General features: G+C 72.7%; 17 protein-coding genes and 1 riboswitch. Of the genes, 9 read left to right on the top strand and 8 right to left on the bottom strand.

What is annotated here, in order from left to right:
* Positions 1 to 18: 18 nt before the first annotated feature.
* Together OG245_RS33730 and OG245_RS33725 are read right to left on the bottom strand one after the other, a co-directional pair.
* Positions 19 to 447, bottom strand: coding sequence for a pyridoxamine 5'-phosphate oxidase family protein (locus tag OG245_RS33730; protein WP_371627128.1), 429 nt, complete (start codon positions 445 to 447; stop codon positions 19 to 21).
* 156 nt (positions 448 to 603) lie between these two features.
* Complete coding sequence (locus tag OG245_RS33725) at positions 604 to 1,080, bottom strand: hypothetical protein (RefSeq protein ID WP_371627127.1); 477 nt, start codon at positions 1,078 to 1,080, stop codon at positions 604 to 606.
* Between the two features lie 149 nt (positions 1,081 to 1,229).
* Between OG245_RS33725 and OG245_RS33720 the strand changes: the two genes are divergently transcribed.
* Both OG245_RS33720 and OG245_RS33715 read left to right on the top strand, forming a co-directional pair.
* On the top strand, positions 1,230 to 1,727 hold the full coding sequence (locus OG245_RS33720; RefSeq protein WP_371627126.1) for a hypothetical protein: 498 nt from the start codon (positions 1,230 to 1,232) through the stop codon (positions 1,725 to 1,727).
* A 134-nt stretch (positions 1,728 to 1,861) separates the two neighbouring features.
* On the top strand, positions 1,862 to 2,623 hold the full coding sequence (locus OG245_RS33715; RefSeq protein WP_371627125.1) for a MerR family transcriptional regulator: 762 nt from the start codon (positions 1,862 to 1,864) through the stop codon (positions 2,621 to 2,623).
* 103 nt (positions 2,624 to 2,726) lie between these two features.
* Here the strand turns inward: OG245_RS33715 and OG245_RS33710 are convergent, their stop codons facing one another.
* The gene (locus tag OG245_RS33710) at positions 2,727 to 3,938 is read right to left on the bottom strand and encodes an MBL fold metallo-hydrolase (RefSeq protein ID WP_371627124.1); all 1,212 of its coding nucleotides are present in this window, start codon (positions 3,936 to 3,938) and stop codon (positions 2,727 to 2,729) included.
* 102 nt (positions 3,939 to 4,040) lie between these two features.
* Entirely contained in the window at positions 4,041 to 4,481 is a 441-nt protein-coding gene (locus OG245_RS33705) for a PPOX class F420-dependent oxidoreductase (protein WP_371627123.1), read from the bottom strand.
* Positions 4,482 to 4,598: 117 nt separating this feature from the next.
* Between OG245_RS33705 and OG245_RS33700 the strand changes: the two genes are divergently transcribed.
* Positions 4,599 to 5,255 carry a TetR/AcrR family transcriptional regulator gene (locus OG245_RS33700; protein ID WP_371627122.1) on the top strand — a complete coding sequence of 219 codons (657 nt, stop codon included), beginning with the start codon at positions 4,599 to 4,601 and terminating at the stop codon, positions 5,253 to 5,255.
* Between the two features lie 150 nt (positions 5,256 to 5,405).
* Here OG245_RS33700 and OG245_RS33695 read toward each other — a convergent pair whose 3' ends face one another.
* Together OG245_RS33695 and OG245_RS33690 are read right to left on the bottom strand one after the other, a co-directional pair.
* Positions 5,406 to 6,407, bottom strand: coding sequence for a DUF6745 domain-containing protein (locus tag OG245_RS33695; RefSeq protein WP_371627121.1), 1,002 nt, complete (start codon positions 6,405 to 6,407; stop codon positions 5,406 to 5,408).
* A 100-nt stretch (positions 6,408 to 6,507) separates the two neighbouring features.
* Positions 6,508 to 6,834, bottom strand: coding sequence for a hypothetical protein (locus OG245_RS33690; RefSeq protein ID WP_371627120.1), 327 nt, complete (start codon positions 6,832 to 6,834; stop codon positions 6,508 to 6,510).
* A gap of 176 nt (positions 6,835 to 7,010) precedes the next feature.
* Between OG245_RS33690 and OG245_RS33685 the strand changes: the two genes are divergently transcribed.
* The 6 genes from OG245_RS33685 to OG245_RS33660 are packed head-to-tail and all read left to right on the top strand — an operon-like array spanning position 7,011 to position 13,266.
* Entirely contained in the window at positions 7,011 to 7,961 is a 951-nt protein-coding gene (locus tag OG245_RS33685; protein WP_371627119.1) for an STM4015 family protein, read from the top strand.
* Between the two features lie 5 nt (positions 7,962 to 7,966).
* Positions 7,967 to 8,926 (top strand): STM4015 family protein, encoded by a 960-nt coding sequence (locus OG245_RS33680; protein WP_371627118.1) that lies wholly within the window; start codon positions 7,967 to 7,969, stop codon positions 8,924 to 8,926.
* Positions 8,907 to 10,064 (top strand): STM4014 family protein, encoded by a 1,158-nt coding sequence (locus OG245_RS33675; RefSeq protein WP_371627117.1) that lies wholly within the window; start codon positions 8,907 to 8,909, stop codon positions 10,062 to 10,064. Before OG245_RS33680 ends, OG245_RS33675 begins: the two co-directional genes overlap by 20 nt.
* A 43-nt stretch (positions 10,065 to 10,107) precedes the next feature.
* A complete protein-coding gene (locus OG245_RS33670; RefSeq protein WP_371628060.1) occupies positions 10,108 to 10,956 on the top strand; it encodes an STM4013/SEN3800 family hydrolase in 849 nt (282 codons plus the stop codon).
* Complete coding sequence (locus OG245_RS33665) at positions 10,953 to 12,335, top strand: STM4012 family radical SAM protein (RefSeq protein ID WP_371627116.1); 1,383 nt, start codon at positions 10,953 to 10,955, stop codon at positions 12,333 to 12,335. Before OG245_RS33670 ends, OG245_RS33665 begins: the two co-directional genes overlap by 4 nt.
* A gap of 7 nt (positions 12,336 to 12,342) precedes the next feature.
* Positions 12,343 to 13,266 (top strand): STM4011 family radical SAM protein, encoded by a 924-nt coding sequence (locus tag OG245_RS33660; protein WP_371627115.1) that lies wholly within the window; start codon positions 12,343 to 12,345, stop codon positions 13,264 to 13,266.
* A gap of 12 nt (positions 13,267 to 13,278) precedes the next feature.
* Here the strand turns inward: OG245_RS33660 and OG245_RS33655 are convergent, their stop codons facing one another.
* The gene (locus OG245_RS33655) at positions 13,279 to 14,106 is read right to left on the bottom strand and encodes an SGNH/GDSL hydrolase family protein (RefSeq protein WP_371627114.1); all 828 of its coding nucleotides are present in this window, start codon (positions 14,104 to 14,106) and stop codon (positions 13,279 to 13,281) included.
* A 161-nt stretch (positions 14,107 to 14,267) separates the two neighbouring features.
* A complete protein-coding gene (locus tag OG245_RS33650) occupies positions 14,268 to 15,221 on the bottom strand; it encodes a peptidoglycan DD-metalloendopeptidase family protein (RefSeq protein WP_371627113.1) in 954 nt (317 codons plus the stop codon).
* A gap of 5 nt (positions 15,222 to 15,226) precedes the next feature.
* A riboswitch (cyclic di-AMP (ydaO/yuaA leader) is annotated at positions 15,227 to 15,385 on the bottom strand.
* Positions 15,386 to 15,616: the final 231 nt, after the last annotated feature.

The raw sequence follows: 15,616 nt of genomic DNA, 5'->3' as shown, positions 1-15,616 counted from the left end.
GCGCCGCACAGCCGCGGCTCAGACCTGGCCGAGGTCCGAGCTGACCCAGCGTTCGGGGCGCAGGGTGATCACCACCTGCTCACCGTGGTTCTCCCAGGCGAAGTCCACGTAGCCGGCGACCTTCTCGGCCGGAAGGTAGCGCGCCGACACCTCCTCCAGGTCCGCGCGCGTGGCGGGCCGGGTGTCGACGACGGGTCCCTCGACGGAGACGTAGCGGATGGTCGGCTCCACCCGGTCGACCAGCAGCGTGAACCGGCCTGCCGCGTCGATCAGTTCGGCCTTGCGCGAGGTGCGGCCGGTGAGGATGCGCACGTCGCCGCCCGGCGCGTACTGATACCAGATGGGAACGCTGAGCGGGGCCCGGTCGCTGCCCCGCGAGGCGACGGCCAGCGCGGCGATATGGGGTTCGGCGAGGAACTGTTCGCGCTCTTCACGGGTGAGTGCCACGGCACGCTCCTTCGTACGGGGATCCGGGGACTGCTCCAGTGTGCCCCGCACGCCGGGCGTGTCTCCTGTTCACCGGCGCCGGAGTGCGCGGCGTGTCGTACACGGTGCTTCCCGGCCCCCGACGCGGGAGAGCTGGCGGTCCGGCGCGCGGGGACGCTAGCGGCTGTCCCCGGAAGCGCTCGGGGACCGGCGCACGACGGCCGCCCCACGCAGGGCGACGGCGCACCAGAGGGCCACCAGGAGCAGGGCGGCCGCGGCCAGGCCCGCGACTTCGAGCGGCTCCGGCCGCCAGCCCAGGGACAGCCGGGTGCCGATCATGACGGTGCCGAGGAGGACCTCCGCCGGGGAGTAGACCGGCACCCTGGCCGCCACGAACCGCAGGACGGCGCCCAGCACCAGGCCGATCGCGGCCCAGGCGAGCAGGTAGGGCCAGAGCGCTCCCGGAGCGGCGGGCGGCAGGCCGTACTCCTCCGGGCCGATCCGGAACAGCGCGCCCAGCCACCCCAGCGTCAGTCCGGCGGCGGTGACGAGCGCCGCCCACAGCGCGTGGCGCCGCAGCGGGCCGGACCGCACGCCCTCGTCCTCGTGCTCGTCCTGCGTGTCGACGGGATACGTGGTCTCGGGAAGATCCATCACACCCGATGAGACGCACACCGGCGTCCGATCGTTGCGCCGCGGGCGGTGTCGGGAGCATGACGAGGACGCCATGGCCGGCCCCGGGGACCCGGCCCGGCGGCGACGGGCCCGGAACGATCCGAACGGGAGGCTCTAGGCTCCCGCACATGAGCAAGGATCATGACGACGAGCCGATATTCGTCCGCTCTGACTGGGGGACGAGTCGCTACGTCTACAACCCGAACCATCCGATCGGTGTCGCCCTCATCATCGGATCCCTGCTGTTCGCCGCCGGCGGCATGTACTACCTCCACGCGAGTTCTTCGTGGAGCGAGGGCGAGTTGCGCGACGCCGTGCACACGGCCGTCCGGGACCTGGAGTCGGAGCGGCACACCTTCAGCACCTGGACCGGCGGTTACGACCGTCTGATCCGCGACGCGCTGGAGGAGAGCGGCGAAGGCCCCTCGACCGGCGGAGTGGTGCACGTCGAGGACGCGAACGATCCCTACGACGAGGACGCGGACCCGTCCGTCGACCTGTTCGAGGTCACGGCACAGGACGTCGACGCCACGTTCTGTCTCGGTGTGTCACCGCCGGAGCCCGAGCCGGCGCTGGAGAACATCACGGTCGGCCTCTCCGTCACCGTCGAGGAGGGCCGATGCTGAAACCGGCCACCACAGCCCGGTGGCCGGTCTTCCTTCGGGCGCGGACTCAGGCTTGAAGTTGCCGCTGCGGCAGCTTCTACGGTCAACCAGGGCCGGAAGAGCCGGCCCGGCAAGGCGCTCGTGAGGGAGTGACGATGGACTGGCCGATCGCGGAGGTCGCCCGGATGTCGGGGGTGACCGCCCGGACCCTGCGGCACTACGACGAGATCGGTCTGCTGCCGCCGGCCCGGATCGGCTCCAACGGCCACCGCTACTACGAGGAGCACCAGCTCCTGCTGTTGCAGCAGATCCTCGTGTTGCGGGCCCTGGACGTCGGACTGCCGGAGATCGGCAGGGTCCTCGCCGACCAGGTCGACACGGTGGAGGCCCTGCGCGGACACCACCGACGGCTGCTCGCGGAGAGGGACCGGCTCAACGCCCTGGCCGCGACCGTCTCCCGCACGATCGCCGAGCTGAAACAGTCCAGAAGGGACGGCAGGCCCATGACCGCCATCAACCGACCGGAGAACCTGTTCGAGGGCATCCAGCCCTCTCGGTACGAGGAGAATCTGCGCGACTTTCCCGAGCTCGCCGAGAAGGCCGCCCGACGGGCGGCCGCCCTGACCCCGGCCGAGATCGAGGCGGGGCAGCGCGAGCGCACGGCGCTGATGATCCGGCTGGCCGAGCACATGGCCGCGGGCGCCCCGGCCGACGCCGGGCCCATGTTGGCCGAGATCGAGGGTCAGCACCGCGCGCTCACCGAACTGCACCCCGTGTCCGCCGACGAGTTCCGTGCGATCGGGCGCTTCTGCGTGGACAACGAGCAGTGGCGGGCCGCCTACGAGGCGATCGCCCCGGGCCTGGCCGCGTACCAGCGGGACGCCATCGAGGCCTACGCGGACTCCCGGCTCGCCTGACCGGCCACACGGCCGCCGCCGGGCGTCCGGCGGCGGCCTTCAGCGGTGAGCCTCGCGGGCGGCACACGGCTTCGCCGGGAATCCGGTCAGGCCGGCCATCCGGTCAGCGCTCCCCGGCGAGGTCGAGATCGCTCCGCGCCGCCGGTGCCGGGCCTGATCCCGGTCCGGCCTGCTTCTCCGTGCGGCGCCACGGGCGGGCGAGGGACGTGGACAGAGGCCGCCACCACGGCTCCACGGGGAGGGTTCCCGCAGGCTCGAACGGTTCCCCCGGCCGGGGGAAGGCCACCGCCTGCCCGGCGTCCTCGCCGGCGTCCTTCGTCCACTCCCCGGGTTCCGCCCAGGCGTGCGGCGCCAGGTTGAAGGTGCCCCAGTGGATCGGCAGCAGCACACCGTGCGGGCGGCCGCCCTGGAGGTCCAGGTGGGCGCGCATGCCTTCGGCGGGGGTCATGTGGATGTCCGGCCAGTATTCCGAGTACGCGCCGATCTGGATCATGGTGGCGTCGAAGGGCCCGTGCTCGGCCCCGATGTCCCGGAAGCCGGGGAAGTAGCCGGTGTCCCCGCTGTGGTAGATGCGGTGCTCCGGGCCCGTGACCGCCCACGACGCCCAGAGGGTGTGCTGCTGGTTGCGCAGTCCGCGGCCGCAGAAGTGGCGTGCGGGAGTGGCGGTGAGGCTGATTCCGGCGACGGTCGCGGTCTCGTTCCAGTCGAGCTCGCGCATCCGGCTCGTGGGGACGCCCCAGCGCTCCAGATGGGCGCCGACCCCGAGCGGCACGGCGAAGACCGTGTCGGTCCCCGCCAGGGCGCGGATCGTCGGCAGGTCGAGGTGGTCGTAGTGGTCGTGGGAGATGACGACCACGTCGACGGGTCCGAGCGCGGCCAGCGACAGCGGAGTGGGGTGCAGGCGCTTGGGCCCGGCGAACGGGAACGGGGAACAGCGCTCGCCCCAGACCGGGTCGAACAGGATCCGTCCGCCGTCGATCTCCGCCAGCACGCTGGAATGGCCCATCCAGGTCAGCCGGAGCCCGGTGGCGGGAGGTGCGGCCAGGTCGGCGAGGGTCGTGGCGTGGACCGGCACGGTGCCTTTCGGCGTCCTGCGGGCCCGCTGCTCCTTCTGGAAGTAGGTCTTGGCGAATTCGACGGTGGACCCGGAGGGCCTGGTCCGCGCCCCCACCGGGTTCTGGAACATCCCGTCGACGAAATGGGGCGAGCGGCGGATGCGCTCCATCCGCGCTCCGGCCGGATCGGCCCCGAAGGACTCGGTGCGCATCGAGCGCAGTCTCGTGCGGAACGGAAGCAAGTAGTCAGCGCCGGTCACAACATCTCCTGAGGGAGTCGGTGTCGTCTCATTATGGTCGGCCTGTACGACAGGGCGACCAGAAGATGCTGAACGGGGCAACCGTCCCGGACGGCGGTGGCGTCAGCCACGCGGCTGCCCGTAGACGTGGTCGATGCGCAGGGTGAGCAGCACTCTGCGGTCCTGGACCATGGCCCGCCGGTAGTCGTCCCAGTCGGGGTGCTCGCCCTTGACGTCCCGGTAGAGCGTGATCAGCGCCTCCACCGTGGCGTCGTCCGGCGCCGCGGCGGGCGGGGTCAGTTCCGCGGTTCCGTCGGCGACGGTCCAGGCCCAGCGGTCGTCGCTGGTGACGTGGTAGCTCGCCCGGGGGTCTCGCCGCAGGTTGCGGGTCTTGGCCCGGCCCTCGGTGATCGAGACGCGGACCACCCGTTCCTCGGGATAGAAGGCGTGATTGACGTTGGACAGCTGGGGGCGTCCGTCCTGCTTCAGCGTGACCAGGACTCCGCCGTCGTGCTCACCGAAGAGACGGAGCAGTGCTTCCTGTGCCGGTTCGATTCGCGTCATGCAGGATGCAACGTCCGGGCGCTCCGGAGGATTCCGGTGCGCCGCGGCCGCCGCCCGCGTCGTGCGCCGCCCCACCGCCGCCGATCTGGCGCACGGGACAGCCCTTAAGGTGGCCGGATGGCTAGAGTCCGGTTGAACGTGGCGGAGCGGCGTGAGGAGCTGCTGCGCGCTGCGGTCGGACAGATCGAGGCCCGTGGCGTCTCGTCCGTGCGGATCGCCGATGTGGCCTCCGTGCTGGGCGTGAGCAACGCGCTCGTCCTCTACCACTTCTCGACCAAGGAGAAGCTGGTCGCGGCGGCTTTCGGGTACGCGGCCGAGGCCGATCTCGCGCATCTCCGCAAGCTGCTGGCCCGCCGCACCAGCGCCGTACGACGGCTGCGGACGGCGGTGCGGTGGTACGCGCCGACGGGGCAGGCGAAGGGCTGGCGGCTGTGGATCGAGGGCTGGTCGGCCTCCCTGCGCGATCCCGTCCTCCGGGAGGTCGCGGGCGACCTCGACCAGCGGTGGAAGGCGGAACTGGCCCAGGTCATCGAGGAGGGCGCCGCGGCCGGAGAGTTCCGGTGCGGGGATCCCCGGTCGGCGGCCTGGCGGCTGACCGCCCTGCTGGACGGGATGGCGGTGCAGACCACCTCGTACGCGGGTCCGCTCCCCCGGGCCACGATGCTGCGGTGGACCGACGAGGCGCTCGCCCGTGAGCTGGGCATCGATCCGGCGGACCTGGCCGGCCCGCCGACCGCCGATCCCGACGGGACGGACCCTTCCGCGACCGGCTGACCGCAGTGTCCGGACGCCCGGCGCACCGGCCGGGCCGCGCTCACCCCGCCGCGCCCGCTCCCCCGCCGCGCCCACCCGGTCCCCAGGCGCTTCGGCCTCGTCTCCGGGCCCGGCTCCCTGCCCCGGCCCCGCAGCCCCCGACTCCTCGGGTCAGGTCTGGCGCACCGGTGCGTAGGCCGCCCCGTCCAGTCCGAACGTCCAGGCGACCCCGTCCTTGGCGGTCCGGGTGGCCGGCGGCACGCGCAGCCAGTAGGTGCGGTGCGTGCCGTCCGGCTCGGGGGTGGAGTTGACCACCTCGACCATCACCACGTCCTCGTCGCCGTCGAGGGCGATGCGCCAGAGGATGCCCGTCTCGTCGCGGTGGACGGGCTCGGCGCCCGACTCGGTGAGATACCGGTCGTAGCCGTAGTGCTCCAGCATCACGCGGCGCAGTTCCGCGTTCTCCTCGGCGCGGATCCGCTCGGGCGTGAGGGAGGGCAGCTCGTCCAGGAACGCGGCGGGAACGGGCATGCCGCGCCAGGCGTGCAGGGCGAACCCGTCCCCGTAGGCGAGGGCCGGCCCCTCACCGTGGTCGAGCCGGCCCGCCTCGTCGCGGTGGAGGACGTCCGGCCGCTCGCTGATGACCGCGGCGTGCTCGTACGGCCACCACCAGCCGGCGTTGCGGGCCACCTCAGCGAGCCCGGCCAGCCGGTCGCCCCGCCCGTCGAAGGCGGCGAGCCAGGCGGCGTCGTGCTGGCCGAGCACGGCGTCCAGGAGCACCAGTCGCACGGCGCCCTCGTCCTCGGGCCGGGGCGCCAGGTCGGCGACGACACCGGTCCGTATGCGCTCGGCGAGTGCGCCGGTGGTCTCCCAGAGCTGGGCCCCGGTGGCGGACCAGAGCGCCGACCAGCCCGCCGGGCCCAGCTCGTCGTACATCCGGCGGCGTTCCTCCGCCCACGGACGGGTGCGGACCTCCTCGCGCACCGACCGTCCGGCGTCGGCCAGCTTCTCCACCGTTTCGACGGCGGCCCGGGGCGATGCGGCCCAGATGATCCGGTCCGGCTCGGCCAGGCCTGCGGTGCGATAGGCGCGCCGCACACCGGCCTCGGCCGCCGCCCGGTCCGCCCGGCCGGTCGCCGCCGCCACGCTCCGCCAGGAGTTCACGTTCTGCATCGGTTGTCCCCGTCCCCTGCTGTGCTCGTTCTGAATGGCCGGACCCGTTGTGGCCGTGCCCGTTGTGGAAAGCTGTGCTCGCTCCGGCATGGCGGAGCGGTCAGTCCGCCACGATGCGGATCGCACCGGGTGCGTACTCCCGCTGCCGCACCACGCGGAACCAGCCCTTGGGGAGCGGGATCACGGCGTGCTCCTCGTGCACCACCCGCCCGCCCTCGGGGAGATGGAGCAGCATCGGGCCGAACGGGCCCGCTTCCCTGATCAGCCGGCCGGGGCCCTGCACGGCGTGCGCGTGTCCGGTCACCTCCCCCAGCGCGAGCACCAGCCGCCCCCTCCCGTCGCGCAGTTCGCCCGGGGCCTCCAGGAAGGGGGCGGGCACCGCCGACTCCTCCAGTTCCATGATCAGTACATCGCCCTGCCGGTACACAGACGTCTCCCCTCGGTAGCGGCACCCGCTGTGCCGACCACGGGAAAAACGCTACGGGCAGGGTCTGACAACGGACCGACGCGACGGCCGTGGACGGGTCCCGGTCGCCGGGTTGTCAGTGCGGCTTGATAAACCTTGCGGACATCAGCCGTCCTCAGGATCAGGAGTTCAGGGCCATGTACGGTGCGCAGCATCTGCACGAGTTCGGCGGCCTTCCGGTCGTCGACTTCCAGCACTCGGCCGACGGGGGCGCCCGGCCCGCCCCGGACGCCGTGGCCTGGCGTGTCTCCGTCGACCCGTACGACGACGACCGGCCCTGGGAGGAGGAGTTCGCCGACTTCCTGGACAAGGTCGAGCCGTCCGGCGTCCGGGCCCTGATCATCGGTCAGTGGGGTGAGTCGTACGAGGAGACCTCCTCGGTCCCGATCAACCTGGTGATCGCCGCCGCCGACCGGCTGACCTCGCTGGAGGCGGTGTTCGTCGGGGATCTGGAGGCGGAGGAGGCCGAGATCACCTGGATCCAGCAGTCGGACGTGACCGTGCTGCTGGCCGCCTTCCCCGCGCTGACGGAGTTCGGCGTGCGCGGCGGCTCCGAGCTGGTGTTCCCACCGACGAAGCACGAGCGGCTGCGCGCGCTGACCTTCCAGGCGGGCGGTCTCCCCGCCGAGGTGGTGCGGGGTGTGCTGGACAGCGAACTGCCCGCGCTGGAGCGGCTGGACCTCTGGCTCGGCGTGTCCGCCTACGAGGGCGACACCGACCTCACCGACCTCGCTCCGTTGCTCTCCGGCACCCGCTTCCCCCGTCTGGACCACCTGGGCATACGCAACAGCGAGATCCAGAACGAGATCGCCTCGGCCATCGCCTCGGCCCCGGTCGTCGCCCGGCTGCGGGTGCTCGACCTGTCGAACGGGACGCTGGGCGACGAGGGGGCGGCGGCCCTCCTCGAAGGGCAGCCGCTGACCCATCTGGAACTCCTCGATCTCCACCACCACTTCCTCACCGACGCGATGGCGGAGCGGGTCCGCTCCGCCCTGGAGCCGCACGGCGTGCGGGTCGATCTGTCGGAGAAGCGCGAGCCCTGGGGCGACCGGGGCGCCGAGGGCCGCTACACCGCCGTCTCGGAGTAGGCGTCATGACGTACATCGACATCCAGCACCTCGACCGCTTCCACGGACTGCCGGTCCACTCCCCCGGGCCGTCCTCCGGGCCCCTGCCCGCCGCCGACTCCGTAGCCTGGCGGCTGGAGTGCGCCTACGACGAGGACACGGACTTCCCCGCACTGTGGGAGCAGTTCCTGGAGACGGTGGACACGACGCGGGTCCGGGCGCTCCTCATCGGCCCCTGGTGGCGTCAGGACTACACCCCGTTCGCGCCGGTGGTGGAGCTGATCGTCGCCCACGCGGACCGCTTCCCGGCCCTGCGCGGCCTCTTCCTCGCCGATGTGGTGGGCGAGGAGTGCGAGGTGTCCTGGCTGCGGATGTGCGACATCACCCCGGTGCTCGAAGCGCTGCCGCTGCTGGAGGAGTTCGCGGTGCGCGGTTGCGGTCAGGAGGGGCTCGGGCTGCGCCCGCTGCGCCACACGGCTCTGAAGTCGCTGCGCTTCGAGTCCGGCGGCCTGCCCGGCGAGCTGGTGCGGGCGGTCGCCGCGAGCGAACTGCCCGCGCTGGAGCGGCTGGACCTGTGGTTCGGCAGCTCGTGGTACGGCGGCGACGCCACCGTCGACGACATCCGCCCGGTCCTGTCGGGTGGGGTGTTCCCCCGGCTGCGCCACCTGGGGCTGCAGAACAGCGAGATCCAGGACGAGATCGCCGCCGCGGTGGGTTCCGCGCCCGTCGTCGCCCAGCTGGAGACCCTGGCGCTGTCGATGGGCACCCTGAGCGACGCGGGCGGCGAGGCCCTGGTGAACGGGCAGCCCCTGAGCCATCTGTCCACGCTGGACCTGCGCCACCACTACCTCACCGAGCCGGTGCTGGACCGGGTCAGGGCCGCGTGCGCTCCGGCCGTCGTGGAGGCGGGCGAGGCCGAGGAGGACTACGGGGACCCGGACGACGAGGACTACGAACCGGAACGCTATGTCGCCGTCAGTGAGTAGCGGCGGGGACGGCCCGGTGCCGCGCTTCGCGGTCGTCGGCAATCCGGACAACCGCCGGGTCGCCTTCTTCGAGGAGGCCGTGCGCTCCGCCGGTCTGCCCCCGGCCCGGGTCGTGCCCTGGCTCCAGGTGCTGCGCGGCGAGGCGGTGTTCGCGGCGGGCGAGAGCGTACGGATCGATTCGCCCGGTGAGGACGCCGAGGTGGAGCGGCTGCTCCGCGGGGTCGACGACCCGACCCGGGTGGAGGGTTCGGCCCGGTGGTACGCGCGGTTCACCGCGGCGGTGGACACGGTGGCGGGCGCGGCCTCGGCCGCCGGCGCCGAGGTGCTGGGCTCCCCCGGTGACATCGCCGTGCTCTTCGACAAGCGGCTGTGCCACGGGCTCCTCGACCGCACGGGCGTCCCCGTGCCCGCCTCGCCGACGTCCGGCCCGGGTGCGGCCCCGGTGCGCGGCTGGTCCGACGTGCGGGAGTTGCTGCGCGAGCACCGGATGCCCCGGGCGTTCGTGAAGCTCGCGCACGGCTCCTCCGCCTCCGGAGTGCTGGCGGTGGAGACGGCGGGCCCCGGCCGGGTCCGGGCGAGCACCTCGGTGGAGCGGGACGCGTCGGGGCGGCTGTTCAACTCGCTCCGGGTGCGGCGCTACACCTCGGAGGCGGAGGTCGGCGCGGTCGTGGACGCGCTGGCCCCGGACGGGCTGCACATCGAGCGCTGGCTGCCGAAGGCGTCCCAGCGGGGGCGGGCCGCGGATCTGCGGATCGTGGTGGTCGGCGGCCGGGCGACGCACGCCGTGGTGCGGACGAGCGCGAGCCCCATGACCAATCTGCATCTGGGCGGAGCGCGAGGCGACCTCGACGAGGTCCGGGCCGCCGTGGCGGCGGCCGGCGGATGCTGGCGCGAGGCGCTGACCGTGTGCGAGCGGGCGGCGGCCTGCTTCCCCGGGACGCCCTGCGTGGGCGTCGACCTCCTGCCCACGGCCGGCTGGCGGCGCTTCGCCGTCGGCGAGGTCAACGCCTTCGGCGACCTGCTGCCCGGGCTGACCGGTCTGCCGGGCAGCGGCACCGAGGGCCTGAACACCTACGCGGCGCAGGTCGCCGCCGTACTGGACCGAGCAAGGAACCACCGTGCCGTCACCCCTTCCTGATCCCGACGCGTCCCGGCCGCCCGGCGGGACCGGCCGGCCCGACATGGCCGAGGTCGTGGGCAGCCACGATCTGCTGCTGGTCACCCTGGACACCCTGCGCCACGACGTCGCCGTCGAGCTGGCGGCCGCAGGGCGCCTCCCCAACCTCGTCCGGCATCTGCCCGGCGGTGTCTGGGAGGAGCGGCACGCCCCGGGCAGCTTCACCTACGCCTCGCACCAGGCGATGTTCGCCGGGTTCCTGCCGACGCCCGCCTCCCCGGGGCCGCATCCCCGGTTGTTCGCGGCCCGGTTCGCGGGCAGTGAGACGACGGCGGACGGCACGTTCGTGTTCGACACGCCGGATCTGGTGTCGGGGCTGGCCGCCGAGGGCTACCGCACGGTGTGCGTCGGCGGAGTGGGCTTCTTCAACCGTCAGGGGCCGCTCGGTTCGGTGCTGCCGGGGATGTTCCAGGAGAGTCACTGGGAGCCCGGCTTCGGCGTCGCCTCCGCCACCTCGTTCGAGGAGCAGGTGGCGAGGGCGGAGCGGATCGTCGCGGCGCTCCCCCGGGAGCAGCGGCTGTTCCTCTTCGTCAACGTGTCCGCGCTGCACCAGCCGAACTGGTTCCATCTGCCCGGGGCGACCCGTGAGGCGGGCGACTCCCGGGCCACGCACGCGGCGGCCCTGGAGTACGTGGACCGGCACATCGGCCGGCTGTTCGCCGCCGCGAGCAGCCGCCGCCGGTGCTTCGCCATCGTCTGCTCCGACCACGGCACCGCCTACGGCGACGACGGCTACACCGGTCACCGGCTCGGCCACCCGGCCGTCTGGACCGTCCCGTACGCGCACTTCTTCCTCGAACCGCCCGCACCGCTCGAACCACCCGCACCACTCGAACCGGGGGCCGCCCGATGACCACCGACGTCGCCGCCGAAGCGGCCACCGCCGTCCGGCCCTACGAGAGTTACGTCTACGCCTATCCGCACAAGACGGCCTACCGGCCGCTGGAGGACCGCCCGTCGCTGCGGTCGCTGTGGGCGGCGGAGCCCAAGGACGCGCTCTCCCTCTATCTCCACATACCGTTCTGCGAGGTCCGCTGCGGCTTCTGCAACCTCTTCACCCGGATCGGCGCGCCCGAGGAGCTGACGACGCGCTATCTGGACGCGCTGGAGCGGCAGGCGCTCTCCGTGCGGGACGCGCTGGGCGACGGGGAGCCGGTGCGGTTCGCCGCAGCGGCGTTCGGCGGCGGCACGCCGACGTTCCTGACCGCAGGTGAGCTGGAGCGGCTCTGCGACGTGGCGGAGACGCGGATGGGCGCCGACCTGCGCTCGGTGCCGCTGTCGGTGGAGACGTCCCCGTCCACGGCGACGGCGGACCGGCTGGCGGTGCTGGCCGACCGGGGCACGACGAGGATCAGCATCGGTGTGCAGAGCTTCGTGGACGAGGAGGCGCGGGCGGCGGTCCGCCCGCAGCGCCGCGCCGATGTGGAGGCGGCGCTCGGCCGGATCCGCGAGGCCCGGATCCCGGTGCTGAACATCGACCTGATCTACGGGATCGACGGGCAGACCGAGCGCAGCTGGCTCGCCTCGCTGGACGCGGCGCTGGCCTGGCGGCCGGAGGAGTTGTATCTCTATCCGCTGTACGTCCGCCCGCTCACCGGTCTGCACCGGCTGGGTCCGGCGGCCGGCGCCGAGGCGGAGGCCCGGGAGCAGGCCGCCTGGGACGAGCAGCGGCTGCGGCTGTACGCGGCGGGACGGGACCATCTGCTGGCACAGGGCTACGAGCAGGTGTCGATGCGGATGTTCCGGCGGACCGACGCCCCGCGGGAGCAGGAGGGTCCCGCGGACTACGCCTGCCAGACCGACGGCATGATCGGCCTGGGCTGCGGTGCCCGGTCGTACACGGCTGCCCTGCACTACTCCTTCGACTACGCGGTGGACATGCGGGAGATCCGGTCGATCATCGACCGCTTCACGGCTGCCGAGGACTTCTCCCGGGCCGAGGTCGGCCGGTACGTCGACGCGGACGAGGCACGTCGGAGGCATCTGCTGCAGTCGCTGCTCCAGGCGGCGGGGCTGCCGGTGGCGGACTACCGGGCGCGGTTCGGCACGGATCCGGGCGCGGACTTCCCCGCCGAGCTGGCGGGGTTCGCGGCCCGGGGCTGGCTGGACGCGTCGGCGCCGGACGGTCTGCTGCGGCTGTCCGCGTCGGGCCTCGCCCACTCCGACGCGCTGGGTCCCGCGCTGTTCTCCCCCGGGGTGCGGGCCGCGATGGCCGCGTACGAGCGGAAGTGACGGGGCCGTGGACCTGACGATTCTCTACCGGGGCCCGCTCGCCTCCTGCGACTACGACTGTCCGTACTGCCCGTTCGCCAAGCGGCGGGACAGCCGCGCGCAGCTCACGGCGGACCGGGAGGCGCTGGAGCGGTTCACCGGCTGGGCCGCGGAGCAGACCGGCGACCGGCTGTCCGTGCTGTTCACCCCGTGGGGCGAGGGCCTGGTGCGCTCCTGGTACCGACGGGCACTGACCGGTCTTTCGCGGCTGCCGCACATCGGCCGGGTGGCGATCCAGACGAACCTGAGCTGCCGCACCGACTGGCTGGCCGACGCCGATCCGGAGCGGATCGCGCTCTGGTGCACGTACCACCCGGGGCAGACACCGTACGAGCGGTTCCTGGGCAGGTGCCGGGAGCTGTCCGCGAGGGGAGTCCGCTACAGCGTCGGCGTGGTGGGCTTCGACGCCCATCTGGAGGAGGCGCGGCGCCTGCGGGCGGCGCTGCCGCAGGAGGTCTATCTCTGGGTGAACGCCGCCGAGGGGCACACCTACACCGACGAGGAGGCGGCGCGGTGGACGGAGCTGGATCCGCTGTTCCCCTACAGCCGTGATCCGCACCGTTCGGCGGGGCTGCCCTGCCGGACGGGCGAGTCGGTGATCTCGGTGGACGGTGACGGCACAGTGCGCCGCTGTCACTTCGTCAAGGCGGAGCTGGGGAATCTCTACGACGGCAGTTACCGCGGGGCGCTCGGCCCGCGGGCCTGTCCGCTCGCCGTGTGCGACTGCCACATCGGCTATGTGCATCTGGAGTCGCTGCCGCTGTACGACGTGTTCGCGGGCGGTGTCCTGGAGCGGATACCGGCGGGACGTCTCCCGGGCGGAGGCACGCCGCCGGACGGACTCGTGGTGCCGAGCCCGTCCCGGCGTGCGCTTCCCCTGCTGGAGCCCTGACCGTCCCGCCGGCTACAGCGGCAGAAGATCCGGGCGCTTCGCCGCGACATGGTCGCCGGAGGACTCTCCGCGCAGCCGTCGGCCGATCCAGGGCACGAGGTACTCGCGGGCCCACTGGATGTTGTCGCGGCGGGCGTCGAAGGGCCTGCGCTGGGCCTGCGGGGGCCAGGGCTGGTCGGGATCGGCGGGCACGTCGTGGCCGAGGACCTGGGCGGCGCGCAGCGCGACGCGGGTGTGGCCCTCGGGCGACAGGTGCAGCCGGTCGTTGTCCCACGCTCGCCGGTCCTGCACGGAACGCAGCGACCACAGGTCCAGCACGGGGCAGTGGTAGCGGTCGGCGATGGCCCGCAGATGGACGTTGTACGTGGCGATCTTGCCGCGCATGTGGCGCAGCACCGGAACGCCCCGGGTGTCGAAGCCGGTGGTGACCATGACCGTGCCGACGGCGTTGCTCAGGTCGGCGACCGCCCGCTCGAAGCGCTCGGCGAGGTCGTCGGGGTCGGTGCCGGGCCGGATGATGTCGTTGCCGCCCGCGCAGAAGCTGACCAGGTCGGGGGCCAGTTCCTTGGCGCGCGGGATCTGCTCCTCGACGATCTGGTCGAGGAGACGTCCTCGTACGGCGAGATTGGCGTAGCGGAAGCCCCCGTGCGGGGAGTCCCCGGGGCCGGCCACCGCGTCGGGGGCCAGGAGCCGGTCGGCGAGGAGCACCGCGAAGCGGTCCGCCCAGCCGAGATACGTCCCGTCGGGGCCGGGGTCGCCGACTCCCTCGGTGAAACTGTCGCCAATCGCCGCGTACGACCCGATGGTGTGCTGCTGGTTTTTTCTCGAATCGTCTGCCACAAGCACTTATCCTGCATCGCGCGATGTGACCTACGCGACCGTAATACGGGGTTGACGGGTGGTGAGATAGACCACCCGGTCAGTTTTTGGTAAAGCCGGAATAAGTGGAGGGGCGGTGCGCCGCCGCGCACCGCCCCTCGATCACTTCTCGCCGTGTCCGGTCAGACGGAGACGCCGTGCTGACGCAGGTACGCGATCGGGTCGACGTCCGAGCCGTAGCCCGGGCCGGTGCGCACCTCGAAGTGCAGGTGCGGGCCGGTGGAGTTGCCGGTGGAGCCGGAGAGGCCGATCTGCTGGCCGCCGGTGACGGTCTGGCCGACGGAGACGTTGAGCGAGGACTGGTGGGCGTACTGGGAGTACATGCCGTCCTCGTGCTGGATGACGACCTCGTTGCCGTAGGAGCCGCTGTTGCCGGCCGAGACCACGGTGCCCGGGCCGATGGCGAGTACGGGGGTGCCGGAGGCGGCCTGGAAGTCCGAGCCGGTGTGGTAGCCGCTGGACCAGCTGGCGCCGGAAGCCCGGTACTGGGTGGTGACGTTGGCGCTGGCCAGCGGGGCGGACCAGCCGGAGCCGGTGGCCTCGGAGGAGCCGGTCCGCGCCGAGCCGCCGGAGCCCTCGGAGTCGTCGGCGGAGACGGTGTCCGCCTTCGGGGCCTCCTTCGGCGCGGCCTTCGGCGCCGGTTCGGCCTTCTTCGGCGCGGCCTTCGGCGCGGCGGACTTCTCGGCCGGGGCGGAGCCCTTGGCGCCGAGGGTCAGCTTCATGCCCGGGTGGATCAGGCCGGGGTTCTCGCCGACGGTGGAGCGGTTGTCCTGGTACAGCTTCTCCCACCCGCCCTTGAGCTGGTGCTCGGCCGCGATCTTCGCCAGGTAGTCGCCGGCGACGACGGCGTACGTCTTCGGGTCCGCCTTCGACGCGGCGGGGGCGGCGGCCGGGGCCGTGTGGGCGGCGGCGACCGAGGCGGCGGGCTTCGCGGCCGGAGCCGCCTGGTCCGCGGCGCTCGCCACGGTGGCGCCGATGAGCGGCAGGACGAGTGCGGCGCCGCCGGTCCCTGCGACGAGGACGCCGCGGGAGATCGGGCCGGACTTCGAACGACGGTGCTTACCCTTTGCGGGCATGGGGCTGGTCCTCTCCGGCGCCTGCGAGGTGAGCTGTCGGGTTCGGGCTGGAGATGCCCGGTCGCGTTGCGGCGACTTCACCCCGAGCCGGTCCGGATCGCTCCGGATCGGCGGCTTACCTGGTTCCCCCGCTCCTGCCACGCGTTGGTGGGTGGGTGCGAATTCCGGGCGGCGGCAGGATTAGGCGGTCCGTCCGGATTGCGGCGACCGTAAACGAGTCAGGACGAGCGGAACAAGCCATCGGTTGCCCACCGGAATCGTCGATTCAATATCGTTCCGGAATTCCCGTCACACTCCGTGGATTACGGATCTTGGATTTCCGTGCGGGCAACGGGAATGCCCCGGGGCGCGCTCGCCACGGACCGTCACGGATATGATCCCGCTCACCTCGGGAA

The organism is Streptomyces sp. NBC_01116 (genome assembly GCF_041435495.1).
Lineage (GTDB): Bacteria > Actinomycetota > Actinomycetes > Streptomycetales > Streptomycetaceae > Streptomyces.
Note: the sequence above shows the minus strand (reverse complement) of the source record. Positions and strands in the feature narration are given on the sequence as shown.